At 52.8% G+C, this 16682-nt stretch carries 14 protein-coding genes; 2 read left to right on the top strand and 12 right to left on the bottom strand.

The features are described 5' to 3' along the window. The first annotated feature begins 11 nt into the window (after positions 1 to 11). On the top strand, positions 12 to 2267 hold the full coding sequence (locus AKJ29_RS09025; RefSeq protein ID WP_055190021.1) for an adenosylcobalamin-dependent ribonucleoside-diphosphate reductase: 2256 nt from the start codon (positions 12 to 14) through the stop codon (positions 2265 to 2267). 127 nt (positions 2268 to 2394) lie between these two features. Here AKJ29_RS09025 and AKJ29_RS09020 read toward each other — a convergent pair whose 3' ends face one another. Next, positions 2395 to 2571 carry a helix-turn-helix domain-containing protein gene (locus tag AKJ29_RS09020; protein WP_055190019.1) on the bottom strand — a complete coding sequence of 59 codons (177 nt, stop codon included), beginning with the start codon at positions 2569 to 2571 and terminating at the stop codon, positions 2395 to 2397. Between the two features lie 166 nt (positions 2572 to 2737). On the opposite strand from AKJ29_RS09020, the gene AKJ29_RS09015 reads away from it, so the two are divergent. Next, the gene (locus AKJ29_RS09015) at positions 2738 to 3421 is read left to right on the top strand and encodes a hypothetical protein (RefSeq protein ID WP_055190017.1); all 684 of its coding nucleotides are present in this window, start codon (positions 2738 to 2740) and stop codon (positions 3419 to 3421) included. A gap of 31 nt (positions 3422 to 3452) precedes the next feature. Here AKJ29_RS09015 and AKJ29_RS09010 read toward each other — a convergent pair whose 3' ends face one another. The 11 genes from AKJ29_RS09010 to xsc all read right to left on the bottom strand — a co-directional run bounded on the left by AKJ29_RS09010 (position 3453) and on the right by xsc (position 16516). Next, complete coding sequence (locus AKJ29_RS09010; RefSeq protein WP_055190014.1) at positions 3453 to 4352, bottom strand: helix-turn-helix transcriptional regulator; 900 nt, start codon at positions 4350 to 4352, stop codon at positions 3453 to 3455. 314 nt (positions 4353 to 4666) lie between these two features. Beyond that, positions 4667 to 5305, bottom strand: a complete 639-nt coding sequence (locus tag AKJ29_RS09005) for an O-methyltransferase (protein WP_055190012.1) — start codon at positions 5303 to 5305, stop codon at positions 4667 to 4669. Between the two features lie 297 nt (positions 5306 to 5602). Then, positions 5603 to 6499 carry a DMT family transporter gene (locus AKJ29_RS09000; RefSeq protein WP_161805391.1) on the bottom strand — a complete coding sequence of 299 codons (897 nt, stop codon included), beginning with the start codon at positions 6497 to 6499 and terminating at the stop codon, positions 5603 to 5605. A gap of 32 nt (positions 6500 to 6531) precedes the next feature. Beyond that, positions 6532 to 7272, bottom strand: a complete 741-nt coding sequence (locus AKJ29_RS08995) for a 2OG-Fe dioxygenase family protein (RefSeq protein ID WP_161805390.1) — start codon at positions 7270 to 7272, stop codon at positions 6532 to 6534. Further along, positions 7265 to 9001: an alpha-isopropylmalate synthase regulatory domain-containing protein gene (locus AKJ29_RS08990; protein WP_055190006.1), complete on the bottom strand. Its 1737-nt coding sequence runs from the start codon at positions 8999 to 9001 to the stop codon at positions 7265 to 7267. The genes AKJ29_RS08995 and AKJ29_RS08990 overlap by 8 nt, the downstream gene beginning before the upstream one ends. After that, the gene (locus tag AKJ29_RS08985) at positions 8998 to 10143 is read right to left on the bottom strand and encodes a fatty acid desaturase (protein ID WP_055190004.1); all 1146 of its coding nucleotides are present in this window, start codon (positions 10141 to 10143) and stop codon (positions 8998 to 9000) included. The genes AKJ29_RS08990 and AKJ29_RS08985 overlap by 4 nt, the downstream gene beginning before the upstream one ends. A gap of 46 nt (positions 10144 to 10189) precedes the next feature. Further along, entirely contained in the window at positions 10190 to 10909 is a 720-nt protein-coding gene (locus AKJ29_RS08980) for an alanyl-tRNA editing protein (protein ID WP_055190002.1), read from the bottom strand. 1266 nt (positions 10910 to 12175) lie between these two features. Next, positions 12176 to 12541, bottom strand: coding sequence for a cupin domain-containing protein (locus tag AKJ29_RS08975; protein WP_055190000.1), 366 nt, complete (start codon positions 12539 to 12541; stop codon positions 12176 to 12178). Then, positions 12538 to 13569 (bottom strand): phosphate acetyltransferase, encoded by a 1032-nt coding sequence (gene pta, locus AKJ29_RS08970; protein WP_055189998.1) that lies wholly within the window; start codon positions 13567 to 13569, stop codon positions 12538 to 12540. The genes AKJ29_RS08975 and pta overlap by 4 nt, the downstream gene beginning before the upstream one ends. 26 nt (positions 13570 to 13595) lie before the next feature. Continuing rightward, positions 13596 to 14636, bottom strand: coding sequence for a YeiH family protein (locus AKJ29_RS08965; RefSeq protein WP_055190544.1), 1041 nt, complete (start codon positions 14634 to 14636; stop codon positions 13596 to 13598). Between the two features lie 107 nt (positions 14637 to 14743). Continuing rightward, positions 14744 to 16516 carry a sulfoacetaldehyde acetyltransferase gene (xsc, locus tag AKJ29_RS08960; protein WP_055189996.1) on the bottom strand — a complete coding sequence of 591 codons (1773 nt, stop codon included), beginning with the start codon at positions 16514 to 16516 and terminating at the stop codon, positions 14744 to 14746. Between the last annotated feature and the right edge of the window lie 166 nt (positions 16517 to 16682).

Here is a 16682-nt window from a genome sequence, read left to right as displayed (position 1 = left end):
AGAAAGCTTCAATGACTCGTTTTGCCGCCCCTATTGCCGAACAGATCTGGGACATGAAATACCGACTGAAAAAGTCGGGTGGGGAGGCTGAAGACAAGACGGTCGAAGATACCTGGCGGCGCATTGCCCGTTCGCTTGCGGAAAATGAGCCGGAGCGTGAGGGTGAGTTTTTCGAAGCTCTGGAAGATTTCAAATACCTGCCCGCCGGGCGCATCACCGCGGGTGCCGGCACCGGCCGGTCCGTGACGCTTTTCAACTGCTTTGTGATGGGCACGATCCCGGACAGCATGTCGGGCATTTTCGACATGTTGAAAGAGGCCGCGCTGACCATGCAGCAGGGTGGGGGGATCGGCTATGATTTCTCGACCATCCGTCCGCGTGGCGCCGATGTGAAAGGCGTGGCGGCGGATGCTTCCGGGCCGCTCTCGTTCATGGATGTGTGGGATGCGATGTGCCGCACCATCATGTCGGCAGGCTCGCGCCGGGGGGCGATGATGGCGACCATGCGTTGCGACCACCCGGATATCGAAGATTTCATCACCGCCAAATCGGATGCGGCCCGTCTGCGCATGTTCAACATGTCGGTGCTGGTGACCGATGATTTCATGAAAGCGGTCAAGGACGATGGCAGCTGGGATCTGAAGTTTGGCGACAAGATCTATCACACGGTTGAGGCCCGCGATCTGTGGAACAAGATCATGCGCGCCACCTATGATTACGCCGAACCGGGTGTGATTTTCATCGACCGCATCAACCAGATGAACAACCTGAATTACTGCGAGCAGATTGCCGCGACCAACCCGTGCGGCGAACAACCCCTGCCGCCTTATGGCGCCTGCCTGCTCGGGTCGGTCAACCTGGCCCGCCTTGTGAAAAACCCGTTTGAGAAAAACGCAAAGCTGGATCCGAAGGCGCTCGATAAACTGGTGCGCACCGCGATCCGCATGATGGACAATGTGGTGGATGTGTCGCGCTTCCCGCTTGAAGCACAGCGTCAGGAAGCCCAGGCCAAGCGCCGTGTGGGTCTTGGTGTGACCGGTCTGGCCGATGCGCTGCTGATGCTCGGCCTGCGTTATGGCTCGGATGAGGCCGCGGCCCAGACCGAAGCCTGGATGAAACTCATCGCCCGCGCGTCTTACCTGGCATCCGTGGATCTGGCGAAAGAGAAAGGCCCGTTCCCGCTGTTCGACGCCGAGGCCTATCTGAATTCCGGCAATATGCTGCAGATGGATGATGACGTGCGCGAAGCAATCCGTGAACACGGCATCCGCAACGCGCTGCTGACCTCGATTGCCCCCACCGGCACCATTTCGCTTTACGCCGGCAATGTCAGCTCGGGCATCGAGCCGGTCTTTGCCTATGCTTACACCCGTAAGGTGCTGCAACCCGACGGCACCCGCACCGAGGAAGAAGTGGTCGATTACGCGGTGCAGATGTGGCGTGACAAATTCGGGGACAAGCCGCTGCCGGATTATTTCGTGAACGCGCAGACGCTTGCGCCCGCGGATCACGTGAAAATGCAGGCCGCTGCGCAGAAATGGATCGACAGCTCGATTTCGAAAACCATCAACTGCCCGGAAGACATCAGCTTTGACGCGTTCCAGTCGGTTTACATGCAGGCGTGGGAACTGGGTTGCAAAGGCTGCACCACCTATCGCCCGAACGATGTGACCGGGTCGGTTCTGTCGGTGAGCGAGGAAAGCGAAAAGACGCCCGAGATCGAAACCGGTGCCGATGTGGTCTACCTGTCCGAGCCGCTGGGCCGTCCGCAATCGCTCGAAGGGCATACCTACAAGGTGAAATGGCCCGACAGCGAACACGCGCTTTACATCACCATCAATGACCTTCTGATCAACGGCCATCGCCGCCCGTTTGAAGTGTTCATCAACTCGAAGAACATGGAACATTTCGCCTGGACCGTGGCGCTGACCCGGATGATTTCGGCGGTGTTCCGTCGTGGCGGTGAGGTGAGCTTTGTGGTCGAAGAGCTGAAAGCCGTGTTCGACCCGCGTGGCGGTGCCTGGATGGAAGGGAAATACATCCCGTCGATCCTGGCCGCGATCGGCGGCGTTATCGAACGCCACATGGTCAATACCGGCTTCCTCGAAGCGGAAGGCATGGCCCCGAAATCGGATCCGCAGGCCGAGGTCATGGCCATCGGCGAAGCCCCGCGTGGCCCCGCCTGCCCAAGCTGTGGCCAATATGACATGCGCATGGTTGAAGGCTGCATGACCTGCGGTAGCTGCGGCCATTCGAAATGCGGCTGACCTGACGGGTGGGGCGCTGTTGTGGTGCGTCAGGTGACACGGCCATTTTAGTCACTAAATGGCCGATACCCCGTCGTTAAAAGATCAGCGCTGTGGCGATATGAATTCCCAATCGCACAAGGCATGTTCAGTCTTTTAAGAGAACCCAGCTTTCGACACCCAATCCAACCGCAACCCGGTACAGATTATCAATGGATATATTCTGTTCAGAACGCTCGACTGCGCTAAGGTAGGTTCTATTCAAACCAGCCTCTTCCGCGAGACGCTCCTGAGACCAACCGCGCTCAGCCCGAAACTTGCGCATGTTCCGGGCGACAGTGTCTCTGAGGGGGCTTTTCGGCGTTCTTTTCACACACAAGTCTATTGAGCAACGCCGGTTTTAACTCTACCTGTTTTAACATACATTCGTAGTTGTGTTACGCCGAGAGGGTGCATTTGTGAAAACACTTATCCAATCTTGTTGCGGAGCAATGAGCTCTGCTCGTCTTTGGCCCAAAATCTTTTCTGTGGTCCTGGTTTTTGGCCTCTGCCCGATCGAGGCATTTGCAGAAACAAAACTGCAACCACTGACATCAAAACCTGAGCGTAAGGCGACCACATTTTCGGTCTTGGATGTCAGCCCGGGTGATATGGCTTTTGAAGCGATTGAAGCGCTTCTGGCACATTTCGATCAACAACTTGTCGACGAACTGGTGACTCTTAATGTGCGTAGTTCGAAAGGGCGTGAATTCCGATACGAGTATGCCCAGCGGATGCTATCGCCATGGGTAACGCCGTTTATGCGCATGGGCCAGGAACCATATGAGGAAGTGATCCTGTCTCTGGCGACTGGTGTTCTCGAAGGGCGTGTCTTGGGTGTTCAGAGAACCATTGTTGCAGTTGGAAATGATCGCCCCTCAGCAGAAACGGTGTTTGCCCAAGTCAAAGAGACTTTCGGTCCACCGTCTTATGAGAAGTTCGATAGTTTTGAATCTCATCTCCTGTATCTGATTAGTTCGGATGGGTTCATTTCAAATTTAAGAGACCTGGACACTCAGATCGTAGCCCAATCTGGTCAGGGCAATCTTCGCTCTTCGACTGGCATGGCGGGCGGCCAGTTTGACAACGAAACACCTTGCGTCACGGCGATCGGTCAGGCGAATTTACCTCATTAAGCAACCGACTGGCTCACTTAATGGATTAAATCTATCTCAACTGGGAAGGCGTAATCGCATAGCAGCGCTTTAAATGGTTTGTCAGTGCGCTCTGATCATAAAACCCAGTGTCCAGAGCGGCGCTGGAAAGAGAGACGCCTTGTTTGATCAACTGAATCGCTCGGCAAAGGCGAACTTGTGTTAAATAGGCATAGGGAGTGATTCCCATACTCTTCTGAAAAAGTTTGATCATTTGAAAGCACGAAAGGTCAATTTCAGCAGCCACCTCTTCAATGGTCAGCTTTTCTGCATAGCGATCGTGAATGAATTCCTTAGCGAGACGAAGTCGATATTCATCAGCCTGTGCAATTGTTTCACTAGTTTTGACGTGACCATACCGCAAAAATAGACTGTTGAAGGCAGCATACAGGTTTTCTCGTTGGGCAAAGAAATCTGTATTCATTTCAAACGAGTGGTGCAGCCGCGAAAACTCTTCATGCAGTTGGTCGTCTAAGATTAAGTTGTTCGAAAAACTCACCGAACCGTTGATCCTTAATCTCTGCTTGAGTTGTTCGACGGCGTCGTCGTACACATAAATTGCTCTATAAGACCAATCCTTACTGCGCCCCAACCAGCCAGCATGTGCTTCCCAAGGGTTGAATACTAGAAATTGCTTTCTTTTTACCTCGCCTGACGATCTATTGCTCCGAAAACAAGATCCACCGCCATCTGTGAACGCAATCACAAAAGAGTCATGAGCGTGCATAGGAAAGCGTTTCGAAGTGAATTGCGCAGACATGAAATCCATCCCCTTAGTTTGGGGATCTTGCCAAAATTTGACCGTGTCTTTTACTTCAGTGCGAGGCATGTTGAAAATTTGTTTCAGGCAGTGGTCACTTTTAAGATGATGCAAATCGCTCTTAGCGTGTACCGATTGCAGCGTACAGCGCATAAGAAGACAGCAGTGAATCCGTCAGCGTTTTTCTGCCTATTCGGTCACTAATCCAGCGTTCGCGGCTTAGTTTGAGGCCCAAAGTTAGTGTAAATTGTGTTTCATATTCTGATCGCACGTGCAGTCGAAGCATGACTGCAATGTGCCTGTTTCCTACGACGCCTCCATAATCTACTAGGCGGATTGCACAGCCCAAACCTTGACCTCCGACACTAAACCAATTCAGGGGTCTGCCGCCCGTCGCATAACTCGAGACTAGATGATGACTGGTTTCCTGATGCTTGGTAACTTAGACAAAGGGTTTGAAACGCATATTATTGCGCCTTCGTCAAGTTGACTGTCGGATTGCAGACGCTCGGGATTTTCACGGCGATTACGACGCCTGTGGACCAGTCCAACGGCAATATGATTAACTCTGGGTTTCCCATCAATGATGTCAACAAGCCCGGAAGCTTTGCGTTGTGCGCGTCCAGTCGGTTTGCCTGCGGCAGTAAGTTGTCTAGAATGTAAAACCCGCCGGGCTTCAAGCCGCGCACGGCAAGGTTAAGATGAATAGGCTTGTCGGGACAATTGGCTGCAAAAATCAAGTCAAAATACCCTGAAGGTATAGTTTCGAAATATTGAGCTGCATCGCTGACGATACGCGAGAAACGCTTGTCGTTTGCCAGTTCCTGCTGGGCAAATTCTGCCAATTCGTTATCAAGTTCTACCGAATGCAAACTCGACTGTGCATCCATTCCCGACAAGAGCCAGGAAGCAGACACACCGGTGCCAGTTCCCAATTCCAGCATCTGGCCGGCAGGCTTGCTTGCGGCTAGCGTGGCAAGCAGACAGCCGGTAAGCTCATCCGGCGAAGCGTTGTTGGCAATCTTGGACGAATTCTTTCGTATTTTTGTCAACGTGCCGGGTACCGATGCACCGACCAAGGCGTTCGAGAAAATCGAAAAGAACATAGAAACATTAGTGCCTTCGAGGAGGGCATCTGGGTCTAAACTGCTACAAGGACGCATATTAACTCAATCTAATCTTGCGATATTGCGCGAAATCGCACAACGAATGCGCAGCGTGTGTTGGAGGGTACTGTCGACTTGATTTGGTTTTCTGCCTTGTAAATTCCGCTTTTCCATCTGTTGCTCTTTACTGATACATGCCACGATTCAAGTAACGGCGTATCAAACACCCTAAGGTTTAGATCCTCGCCGCTGTAATGATAATCGTTAATGGTTCTCCAAGTAACGGCATTCCATATTCTATGATTTTGCTTTCTGCGTATTATACACATAGCTCGAACCTATAATCATTGCGGATCCAACAAGCTGGGGTAGAGTCAAAGGTGTTCCGAAGAAAATGAAATCCGCCGCGACCGCAACTAGTGGGTAAATAAATGACAGAACCGAGATGCTCGCGGTCGTTGCTTTGGAAAAGGCAGTATAGAGAAAAATATACATGACACCTGTATGAAGGAGGCCAAGTATCACCAAATACACTGCTTCCGCATTCGCAGCATTTGCAAAATCCGCTGTATAGAATGGCAAGAACAACGCGGATCCAATGATCATGTGATAAACTGCGACCATCTCAGGCCGAACTGATTTTACCATTTTGGTAAAAATCGTTGAAACTGCATACAGAGCAGCGGCAACAAAGGCAAAGAACAGGCCGGTTAAGAAGCTGATTGACTCTCCGGAGAACTCCAAGTCCGGATTAACAATGACGACAAGGCCTGCGAATGAAACTCCTAGACAAATGGCGGCCGTCGAAGTCAGCTTTTCACGAAAAATGAGGAACCCCAATAAGACAAGGAGAAACGGTTGAATATTGTATACTACTGTCGTGATCCCGATGGTCGATTTGTTAAAAGCTGAAAACAGGAAAAACCAATTCAGCACCAATGTTACCCCACCTGCAATGATGTATATTTTTTCTTTATTGGGGATATTCCTGAATTTGAGGATGCCGAAAAATCGACAATACAAGAACAGGACTGCCAGGCCAATGGTGCATCGATAGGCGATGGCGTTGTAGGCGGGATGACCAGACCAGACCACAAAAAGCCCGATAGTTCCCGACAACGCCATCGCTATCACCATAGCAATTCGGCCAACGTACTCATCATCAAATGCATTTATCTTTGCGATTACCGACATGCTTGCAAGTCCCCTGGCCATGTTGCTTGAGTTCAGTTCTGCTGAATGCTGTGTTCTAGATTGACCAGCATGACGTCACGGTGGGCTTCGCCGCCCGTCGAGCCGAGTGGCGTAACAGCATGTTTCATTGTGGGATCGACGATCAACGTATCAAACGGTTCGCTCAGACGATATACACCAGTTGGCATGTCGTCCATTCCTGAGACCACACTGTCGGCACCAATTGCGTTCTCAGTGAGCTTGACAAGATGAATGAACACGAGCGGCTCGTCGTCCTGATGCAGCCAGACCGGTGAACTATAGGACGCTCCGCCGGGTTCCACCCTATAACGTATGAAATGAATGCTGAGGTCCAACTTGGTCATTCCGGTTTGATCTGCATAGTCTTTCAAAAGTTCTTTATCCTTGAACCAAACCGCCTGAAAGAAGGCGTGTTCCAGAATTTGTTCCGGCAGAACTTTAAAACGCCGGACAACTCCCCCATCGGTTGAATTGGCAGAGGCAGATTGAAGGTAGAACTGATCCTTCTTAATCGTGATTTGATCGCTGTCAACATCGTAGGCAATCTTCAACATGCCGCGCACACGAACCGGCGAATACGGATCCAGTTCAATAGAGGCGTCGAACAGGCCCTGGAAATCAGAAACCACCGTTTCATCCAGCCCCTGATTGTAGTATTGGCCCGGCACCAGTCGAAAGCCACCAACCATATTGATAGGGTCATTGACCTTTGTCGGCATCGCCGAATGGGCTTTTTCCATAGTATTAAGCATTGACAGTTCCCTTCTCCATTGCACGTTTAGTCTTGTCTTCAAACTTCGAAGCCAACAGCTCATTGCAGCCGCCTGAACACGGTGCCCGCAAAAAGGCACTTTCGGCCTTCTGTGCTCCAACTTGCGCAGCACTCTTCCTGAGTTGTTGAAACACGAGGTGGCGATTGGCACAGATGATAAATGCGTCCCACGTGGCGGTTAGAATGTCGCTCGATGTTGCTACGACCTGCCAAGTATCTGTCCCTGTGCTCAAGGCCTTCAGTTGAACCTGCACCCGTGACCGCGACCCCATCGCCTCAGCGCCAATATCCGCCGAGTAATCCAAAAGTGAAAACTTTGGTATATCCGGAAATTCTTGTGCCAAGGCCGATTCCATTGCATTGCTCAAGGCATCAACAGATCCGATACCTGATGCGCTTGCACGCACTGTTCTCCGACACTTACCAACAAACAATTCAACGTTGGCCCGGCTATCCCGACCGGACGCATCAGCGGTATCGCGAACATCGAAAACTTTGGGTGTGAGAGGCAGATCAACGTCGAACAGATTCTGAGCAATCAACAAGTCAATACTTCCGGTATTCAACTCGACATTCTCGCCATCACATTCACGTTGTTTGATTTCGTCAAGGATGACCTGCAGGCGCCCGTCATTTTGACATGCTGAAACCCCCAGTCTTTTTAGATAGATGCGCAGATTCGATAACCCAGCCTGTGACGAAAGTGTGGTTTTTGAGCTTCGCCCTACATTCCTTGGATCAATGTGCTCGTACAAGCTACCATCCTTCCCTACCGCAGATGCATGCAATCCAGCTTTATGGGTGAATGCATTCTCGCCGACAAATGGGGCGCTTTGGCCGACCTTGACGCCTGCTTTCAAGGCGACATCGTTCGTGATTTCGGGCAACACAGTGAGCATTTCTTTCCTGACGTTTGTTGGCACACGCGACTTGAACGCTACAAGCGGTAGCAACGTAGACAGATTCGCATTGCCGCATCGCTCTCCCAGCCCGGCAATCGTGCCCTGGATTTGACCTACTCCCGCCTGAGCTGCCAGAAGGCTAGCGGCGTCGGCAAGACCAAGATCGTTGTGGAAATGGACCCCGACCGCTTCCAGCGGTAGAACCCGGGCTACGTCCACCAGAATCTCGGACACTTCCGAGGGCAAAATGCCGCCGTTCGTGTCGCAAAGTACAACTTTTTCCGCACCTGCCTCGTAGGCCTTGAGCGCACAGCTTAAAGTAAAATCGCGATCTTGTTTGTAACCATCAAAGAAGTGTTCTGCGTCGAGAAACACCTTCTTTTTCCTTTGTTTTAGATAACCAATGCTATCCACGATCATGTCCAAATTGTCCTGACGGCTGGTTCCATTCAAGGCATGCTGTACATGGCACGACGAAGATTTGCCTACCAAACACACATTCGGGACTTTTGCTTCGGTCAAGGCCCGGATCGTGGGATCGTTTGCTGCCGTGTTTCCCTTTCGCCGTGTCATTCCAAATGCAACAAGCTCGCTGCGGTGAACCATCGGCGGATCTTGAAGCAACACATTGTCCGTAGGATTTGCCCCTGGCCAACCGCACTCAATAAAATCCACACCAAGCCGATCCAGAGACGCTATAATCGACCTCTTTTCGGCTACCGTGTATTTTACTCCAACGGTCTGTGCGCCGTCACGAAGCGTTGTATCGTAGAATTCAATTGCTGGGGTTTCAATTCGAGGTATCATGCAGCCAAACCTTCATCGTCAGAAATCTTGTTTTTCTGGATGGCATCGGTCATGCCCGAAAACACATGCTCAATGGCATTGTGCAGACCCCAGAACTCGCGATAAGGTGGCCACCCTTCATGCCCGTTGTCGATGTCACGCTGACGGGCGTAAGCCGAAATAACCCAATCTTTCTCGGATGGATGGCGATGATGAAAGTCGTGTTGTGGGAGATCCCCGATCAGAATGAATAGCCGAACCGGTAGATGGTAAAAAACTGTTGCTATCCAGAACCCAACCCAACGAATTGCACGTAACAATGGTTTCTCGATATCGGTTGGCGGTACCGAACCACAGAACCGACCCCAGGATTTGAAGACGTGATAGTATTTCTTTTCGACTTTCTGGTTGGGATCGTCGGGCACCAGCCATGCGTGTTCGCTACAGATTTCAACGAACGCGCTGATCTGGTACAGTAAAGTAACTGGTACTGCGTAAACCAGCACGAATGCCAACAAACCGTTCGGCGCCAGCACAGCTGCCGAAATCATGGCCGTCCAAAAGGCAACAGATGCTGCGCGTCTCCACGGTCCGCAGGTGACAAAATTGAAAACTAACCGGCAATAGAAGAATTTTGCATGAAAGACTGGCGAAAGGATACGTGTGAAGAACTTCGCATAGAGTTCTTTCTTCGTCATGTCATGGGTCATGCCGTGCCCCGACAAAAACTTCACAATTGGATCATTTTGGGTAGCAAATGTAAGCGCACGGTGGTGCAATCCGAAGTGATCGCTGCGATAGCTCATGGCATCCTGAGTACACAAAAGCGTGGTAACGAGCTCTCCTGTGAAATTGTCGAGCTTGATGTTGCCGCTAAACATACGATGCACACACTGGTGTAGAATAACTGCGGCCAGTTTGCGACCGCCTGCAATTACCATAGCCCAACCTGCAAACAACCAGAGAATGTTGACCTGCCCATAGAAAGCTGCAAGGCTGAGGCCGAAGCCTCCAAAACACAACGCGGTAGCGGTCACGAAATGGGCCAGTGGCGAAAAAACAAACATTGGTTTTTGGTTCGGCAACGCCTTACCTGTTAGCCAAGTCCAGAAATTTTGAGTGAAGTTCGGAAAGACCAGATATTTCTCACGAATGGATAACATAACACCTCCTTGGAAATTGTCGTTCTGATTAGAGAAAGGCCAAGCGCTATTTAGCGATCGAGATTTTGACACGCCGGTTTTGACGACCCTTATTTTCAATTTTCACAATTGAAATTGGAGGGCAGTCGCTTGTGTTTCGAAGATGCGTGCCGCCACAGGCTTGGCGGTCAACCTCATTGATATTGACAATCCGAAGCTTGTTGTCTGGCGTACGAGGTGGTACCGCCGATTGTGAGCGGATCAACCCGGGTTCAAGTTCTGCCGCGTCATAGTCGATGTACTCGTCGGTAATTTTGTGATCTTGCGCCAAAATGTTGTTTACTGTTGGCTCCAACGCTCGAATTTTGTTATTATCGACGTCTGGAAGGTTGAAATCCATTCTTGCGGTTTTGTCGGCATACATTTGCACCCCTGTCACCAAGGCATTTTCAAATTCACGGAAGATTACGGCATTCAATACATGCGTTGCGGTGTGCACCTGCCTCATACTCTCACGAAAGTGAGTGTCCACTTCTGCAATCAAATCACCGCTGGCCAAATAGTTTTCATCTTCCAGATTGACCCACCATCCCGCACCGGCTCTGGAAAACCCGTTAACTTTCACTCTGGCTGTTCCAAAATCCAGCCAACCTTGATCAGGAAGCTGTCCGCCGCCACCTGGATAAAAAGGCGAGTTGGCCAGCAAAACCCGCCCTGGCAGCGCATCCTGGACGGCTGTCTCAATGACAAAAGTCTCCGGGTTCTCGATGTAAAATTCTCTTTGCATGTGGGTCTCGGCTGTTCGTTTAACACATATCAATATTTACTTTTGGGATAGGCATATTGGTCTAAATTGAGCCTGTCTTTGGTGATTTTTGACAACGCAATGTTCTTGACTTTTTTGATTCGAAACGGATCGGACACGCCGCTCAAAAAGCAGTTTTTATGTGGTGGCGATTTAAGCAAAGCTGGTGCTGTGGCTTGATCTGTACGCGACCGTGGTCCTGTATCGATCTCGTATTTACAGCACATGAAGGCGTAATGGTGCAGGCGATTTTGGGTGAAGACTTTGATGCCAAATCCCGGTTTGAGCGCCTGTAGCCGCTCTTTCGCCAGCGGAATGAAGGCATCTTGATAAACAATTTAAGCATACTATCTAGCCCTGAGCCTTAAGCGACCCCAGATCTTCACAGGTAGTGGACACCCGAACCGGTTTGTCAAAAAGCGGGAATGTCTGGCTCTTCGGTGGCTGGTCCTAGTTGCGGCGAAAGGGCAGTTTGAAATCCAACAGGATCAGCGCGGGTGAATGTCTGGTTTAGTGAAATCCGCTGTGTTGCCGCAAATTGCGCGCTGCACATGCGAGTAAATGCTGCGTCAGCAAGCACCCGCAAGGGCAATGGGCGGCAAAGTCCTGCACTACCAACTTTCAAGAACGCTGCGGCGAACGGCGGCTCGCCGGATCATTGATACGCCGCTTCTATTCAGATTGTTGGTTCGGACTCTAGCAAAACCTAGAGCAACCGAGTGACGATTTGCTGTTCAAGGAGGGGCGGCGAGGCCTTCGTTCGCTTCACTAAATGAAGGTAATTCATTCTGAATTTTTTGGTCAGTATACCGCGCCAATGTGATATGAGTGTGTTGATACAAAAAGGTTTTTCATGTGCGGATAGGTAATGTCAGATGGAGCGCCACATGTTTTTGTTGTGAAAGCCCACAACAGTTTGCAATTTGACCAGCTTAAATTGCAACTCTGACCACTAAAATTTTGCCATCGCCCTATCGGGCGGTGGCATTAAAATTTTAGGATACTGTCTCAAGCCAGATAAAGCGCTTGGCCATGTTGTCCGCCCCGACTACAGAATTTAACGTCCGGCCCAACTCGCTTTTACTATGCGGTTGTGCTGTTGCGTCAGCGCGAATTGTGAAGCAAGTTTCGGCACAGGCCTCTTAAAGCGTTTCGGGATATCCCCGCCCGAATCCGTCAGGGAAACGTGTTCACATGAGGCAATTCTCAGTGGAAACTTGGGAGGCTGCTGGGGAGGGAAGCAAAGCTTTAGGGCTTCGTATCCCGAATGACAAAATGTTTTGTGGTGGTTTCTATAACTTCCCAGAAGCCTTTGAAGCCGTCTGGAATGAAGAACGAACCACCTGCAGTGAATTCCTGCCGGGTCCCGTCTTCATGGATCAAGGCGCATCGGCCGGACACGATATAGCAATACTCTTCCTTGCCCGCGAAGGCGTGCCATTTGCCGGGGGTCGAGGTCCAAACCCCAACGGTCAGCTTCCCATCCGGGCTTGTCGAATGAACCCAGATATCCTGATGGGGGTCGCCCTCGACCACGCAATTCGGGATGTCTGCAAGACGGCGCGAGGTTTTGGCGTCGGACGTTTTGCTAAGGTCGACAACGTGAGGGATCATACGTCTTCTCCTTCAGCTTTCAAGATATCTGCGGCATCGGCCTGGGCGGCGGTGACGGCGATCATGTGCAGGATGTCCTCAGCAGAGCACCCGCGCGACAGGTCGTTGGCGGGGCGCGCGAGCCCCTGAAGGATCGGGCCGATGGCCGCGGCTCCGCCCACGCGCTGGGCGATTTTGTAGGCGATGTTACCGGCTTCCAGATTGGGGAAGACAAAGATGTTCGCGTCGCCCCCCAATGGCGATCCACTGGCCTTGGAGGCCGCCACATCCGGGACAAATGCCGCGTCAAACTGAAGCTCGCCATCAATCAGCAGATCGGGGTTGGCTGCCCGTGCCAGTTCCGTGGCCTTAACCACTTTCGACACTTTGTCATGCGAGGCACTTCCGCGCGTCGAGAACGACAGCATCGCAACCCGCGGCGTGTCGCCGGTCAGGGCCACGAAGGATTTGGCGGATGCCTGTGCAATCTGCGCCATTTCTTCGGCCGAAGGGTCTATGATCAGTCCGCTGTCGGTGAAAATATGCGCGCCTTTCTTCGTGTGATGCTCTTTGCAGAACAGCATAAGAAAGAAGCTTGAGATAAGCTTGGAACCGGGCTTGGGGCCAATCACCTGAATGGCCGTGCGCACGATCTCGGCTGTGGTGGCAACGGCACCGCCGACGGTTCCGTCAGCATGGCCTGACTTGACCATTAGAGCCGCGAAAACATACGGTGATTGTGCGGCTTCACGGGCCATGTCCGGGGTAACACCCTTATGCTGGCGCAGCTTGTGATACAGTGCAGCCAGATCATCCAACAAGGGTGACGTCGCTGGATCCTGAATGTCGATCCCGTCGCCTGACGTGGCCCCAGCACGGGCAAGTTCCGCCTGCACGGCGGCCTTTGGCCCCACCAGCACAATCCGGGCGATCCCTTGCGCGCGGGCCTCAATGGCCGCCGCTACGGCACGGGGATCAGCGCCTTCGCTCAGCACGATCTTCTTTTGCGAGCGCGCTGCATTTTTCAAAAGCATTTCAAGCGGTTTCATCGTGTGATCCTTCTCGACGGATTTGCTTAGTGGCCCAGCATCAGGACGCCAGCGAGGACAAAGAGTGCGATAAAGATCGTCTCGACCACGATCATCGCGATCGCCTGCCCGCCCACTTCCAGAATGCGTTTGAGCGAGGTTTTCATGCCTACAGCGGCAATCGACACCAACAGCGCCCAACGGCTGAGCGACGACATCGCGTCGACCAAAGCAGCCGGGATCAGGCCAAGCGAGTTCAGGGTGGCGAAAATGAGGAAGCCGATGACGAAGGATGGCAGAATTGGCGGACGTTTGCCTTTAGCCGCATTGTCTTCGGCAAAGCGGCGCACCAAGACCGAAATGATTAGCACCACCGGGGCCAGCATCGCCACGCGGATCAGTTTGACCATCGTGGCCACTTCGCCTGCCTGATCCGACACCGAGAAACCCGCGCCGACAACTTGTGCCACGTCATGGATCGTGCCGCCAAGGAAGACGCCTGATACTTCGTCGTTGAAGTTAAACGCCTCGGTCAGGATCGGATAGGCGATCATTGCGATGGTTGACAACACCGTGACCGACAACACGGTAAAGATCAAGTTGCGCTCAGAATGTTCGTTCTTGGGCAAGACTGCGGCAATCGCCATCGCAGCGGATGCACCACAGATCGCCACCGAACCGCCGGTCAAAAGACCAAAACGCCACCCTCGTCCAAGGATACGCGCCACCAGAAGGCCAAACAGGATGGTCAGGATCACGCCGAGAACAACAACCGCGATCAGTTTCGGGCCAAGGCCCACCATCAGCTCAACGCTGATCCGGGCCCCTAAAAGCGCTACACCAAAGCGCAGTACGGTGCGGGCGGTGAACTCAATCCCCGCTTTACACGCTCCGCCGCTGTCTTCGGCCAGGAAATGAAAAGCAATGCCCAGAAGCAGCGCCATCAGCATTGCAGGCGCGCCGTAATGTTCCGACAAAAACTGTGCCGCCGCAGCCACGACGACCGACACCAGAAATCCGCGCCAATTGTCCTGCAGAAACGCCACTATACGGGGTGCAAATGCGGGGGCTGTTCTGTCCTGCATCATCACTTTCATCCTGTAAAAGAAAAACGCGCCCCCTCTTCTTCAAGGGGGATGAAGAGAGGGCGCAGGGAATGCCGGGGCGTAGGCCAGCCCCGGCAAGGGAGCTTTCATCAAACCTGTTGCGGGCGCATATCATTCTTGTTGATGCCGGCGACCTTGACTGGATTTTTCATTGCGTCGCGGCGGAATGGCTCGCCGAGTTCCTGGTTGATCATGGCCTCGATCAGGGTGGTTACACCGTTTTTCTGATCTTCAATCGCTTGGTTCAGGGCGGCGGTCAGCTCGTCCTGGGTGCGGGCGACGACGCCTTTCAGCCCGCAGGCATTGGCTATACCGGCGTATGAGACTTGGGTGTCCAGCTCGGTGCCGACGAAATTATCGTCAAACCACAGGGTCGAGTTGCGCTTTTCCGCGCCCCATTGATAGTTGCGGAAGACAATTTGCGTGACCGCAGGCCATTCCTCGCGACCGATGGCTGTCAGCTCTGTCACCGCGATACCAAAGGCGCCATCACCCGAGAAACCCACAACCGGCACGTCCGGACGGCCGATCTTGGCGCCCACAACTGAAGGCAGGCCATACCCGCAGGGGCCGAACAGGCCCGGAGCCAAGTATTTGCGCCCTTCTTCGAAGGACGGATAGGCATTGCCGATGGCGCAGTTGTTACCGATATCGGACGAGATGATCGCCTCCTTCGGCAAAGCGGCCTGAATGGCACGCCAGGCTTTGCGCGGGGAAAGCCAATCAGGCTTGGCTGCACGGGCGCGTTCATTCCAGGTGGTGCCCGGATCGTCTTGCTCATGATCCATCGACGTCAGTTCCTGAGCCCAGGCAGATTTAGTGGTGGCGATCATGTTCAGGCGATCTTCGCGGCCAGCATCACCAGCCGTATCTGACAGTTTTTCCAGCAGTGTCGTCGCGACTTTCTTGGCGTCGCCCACGATTCCCACGGTTACCGGTTTGGTCAGGCCGATCCGGTCAGGGTTGATGTCGATCTGAATGATTTTGGCGGCAGAGGGCCAGTAGTCAATGCCATAGCCGGGCAGGGTTGAGAACGGGTTCAGCCGGGTGCCAAGCGCCAGCACGACGTCAGCTTTCGAGATCAGCTCCATCGCGGCTTTGGATCCGTTGTAGCCGAGAGGGCCAGCATGCAGGGGGTGTGAACCCGGGAAAGCGTCGTTGTGCTGATAGCCACAGCAAACCGGAGCAGAAAGACGCTCGGCCAAGGCTTTGGACGCTTCGATCGCGCCGCCAATTACAACGCCTGCACCATTCAAAATGACCGGGAACTTGGCCTCTGACAACAGCGCAGCAGCCTGATCCAGCGCCTCAGCGCCCCCTTGCGGCAGTTCGAAATCCACAATGGCAGGCAGGTCGATATCAATCACCTGGGTGAAATAGTCGCGCGGCACGTTGATCTGTGCGGGGGCCGAGTTGCGCTTGGCCTGCATGATCACCCGGTTCAGGACTTCGGCCATACGCGATGGGTCACGGACCTCCTCCTGATAGCAGACGCAATCGGCAAAGGCGCGCATCTGCTCCATTTCCTGAAAACCGCCCTGGCCCATGGTCTTGTTGGCCGCCTGCGGCGTCACCAGAAGCAGCGGGGTGTGGTTCCAATAGGCCGTTTTAACCGCAGTCACGAAGTTGGTGATGCCGGGGCCGTTCTGGGCAATCATCATCGACATCTTGCCTGTGGCACGGGTGTAACCATCGGCCATAAAGCCGCCAGATCCTTCATGGGCACAGTCCCAGAACGTGATGCCCGCATCTTCAAAAATGTCCGAAATCGGCATCATTGCCGACCCAATAATCCCAAAGGCATGCTCAATCCCATGCATCTGCAGAACTTTTACAAAAGCTTCTTCCGTCGTCATTTTCATTGTTCTGATCCTTTTGTTGGTTGTTGCCAGCTGGCGACAGCGTGAGTGTTTCTTGTGTCTGTTAAGGGGGTAGTTTCGCGCCTAAAAGTAGGGCCAAACAGAATTTCAACTTATATCCAGATTGGAGTGATGCGCAGGTGAGGCCACGCGACGCGGCCGACACCTG

Source organism: Aliiroseovarius crassostreae, assembly GCF_001307765.1.
GTDB classification, from domain to species: domain Bacteria; phylum Pseudomonadota; class Alphaproteobacteria; order Rhodobacterales; family Rhodobacteraceae; genus Aliiroseovarius; species Aliiroseovarius crassostreae.
This window is presented reverse-complemented; position numbering and strand designations above follow the sequence as displayed.

Coding starts and splice junctions, on each gene's coding strand:
- AKJ29_RS09005 (WP_055190012.1), bottom strand. CDS start 5,305: ATGTTCTTTTCGATTTTCTCGAACGCCTTGGTCGGTGCATCGGTACCC.
- AKJ29_RS09010 (WP_055190014.1), bottom strand. CDS start 4,352: ATGCGCTGTACGCTGCAATCGGTACACGCTAAGAGCGATTTGCATCAT.
- pta (WP_055189998.1), bottom strand. CDS start 13,569: ATGAAACCGCTTGAAATGCTTTTGAAAAATGCAGCGCGCTCGCAAAAG.
- AKJ29_RS09020 (WP_055190019.1), bottom strand. CDS start 2,571: ATGCGCAAGTTTCGGGCTGAGCGCGGTTGGTCTCAGGAGCGTCTCGCG.
- AKJ29_RS08990 (WP_055190006.1), bottom strand. CDS start 9,001: ATGATACCTCGAATTGAAACCCCAGCAATTGAATTCTACGATACAACG.
- AKJ29_RS08975 (WP_055190000.1), bottom strand. CDS start 12,541: ATGATCCCTCACGTTGTCGACCTTAGCAAAACGTCCGACGCCAAAACC.
- AKJ29_RS09025 (WP_055190021.1), top strand. CDS start 12: ATGACTCGTTTTGCCGCCCCTATTGCCGAACAGATCTGGGACATGAAA.
- AKJ29_RS08985 (WP_055190004.1), bottom strand. CDS start 10,143: ATGTTATCCATTCGTGAGAAATATCTGGTCTTTCCGAACTTCACTCAA.
- AKJ29_RS08965 (WP_055190544.1), bottom strand. CDS start 14,636: ATGATGCAGGACAGAACAGCCCCCGCATTTGCACCCCGTATAGTGGCG.
- AKJ29_RS09015 (WP_055190017.1), top strand. CDS start 2,738: ATGAGCTCTGCTCGTCTTTGGCCCAAAATCTTTTCTGTGGTCCTGGTT.
- AKJ29_RS08995 (WP_161805390.1), bottom strand. CDS start 7,272: ATGCTTAATACTATGGAAAAAGCCCATTCGGCGATGCCGACAAAGGTC.
- xsc (WP_055189996.1), bottom strand. CDS start 16,516: ATGAAAATGACGACGGAAGAAGCTTTTGTAAAAGTTCTGCAGATGCAT.
- AKJ29_RS09000 (WP_161805391.1), bottom strand. CDS start 6,499: ATGTCGGTAATCGCAAAGATAAATGCATTTGATGATGAGTACGTTGGC.
- AKJ29_RS08980 (WP_055190002.1), bottom strand. CDS start 10,909: ATGCAAAGAGAATTTTACATCGAGAACCCGGAGACTTTTGTCATTGAG.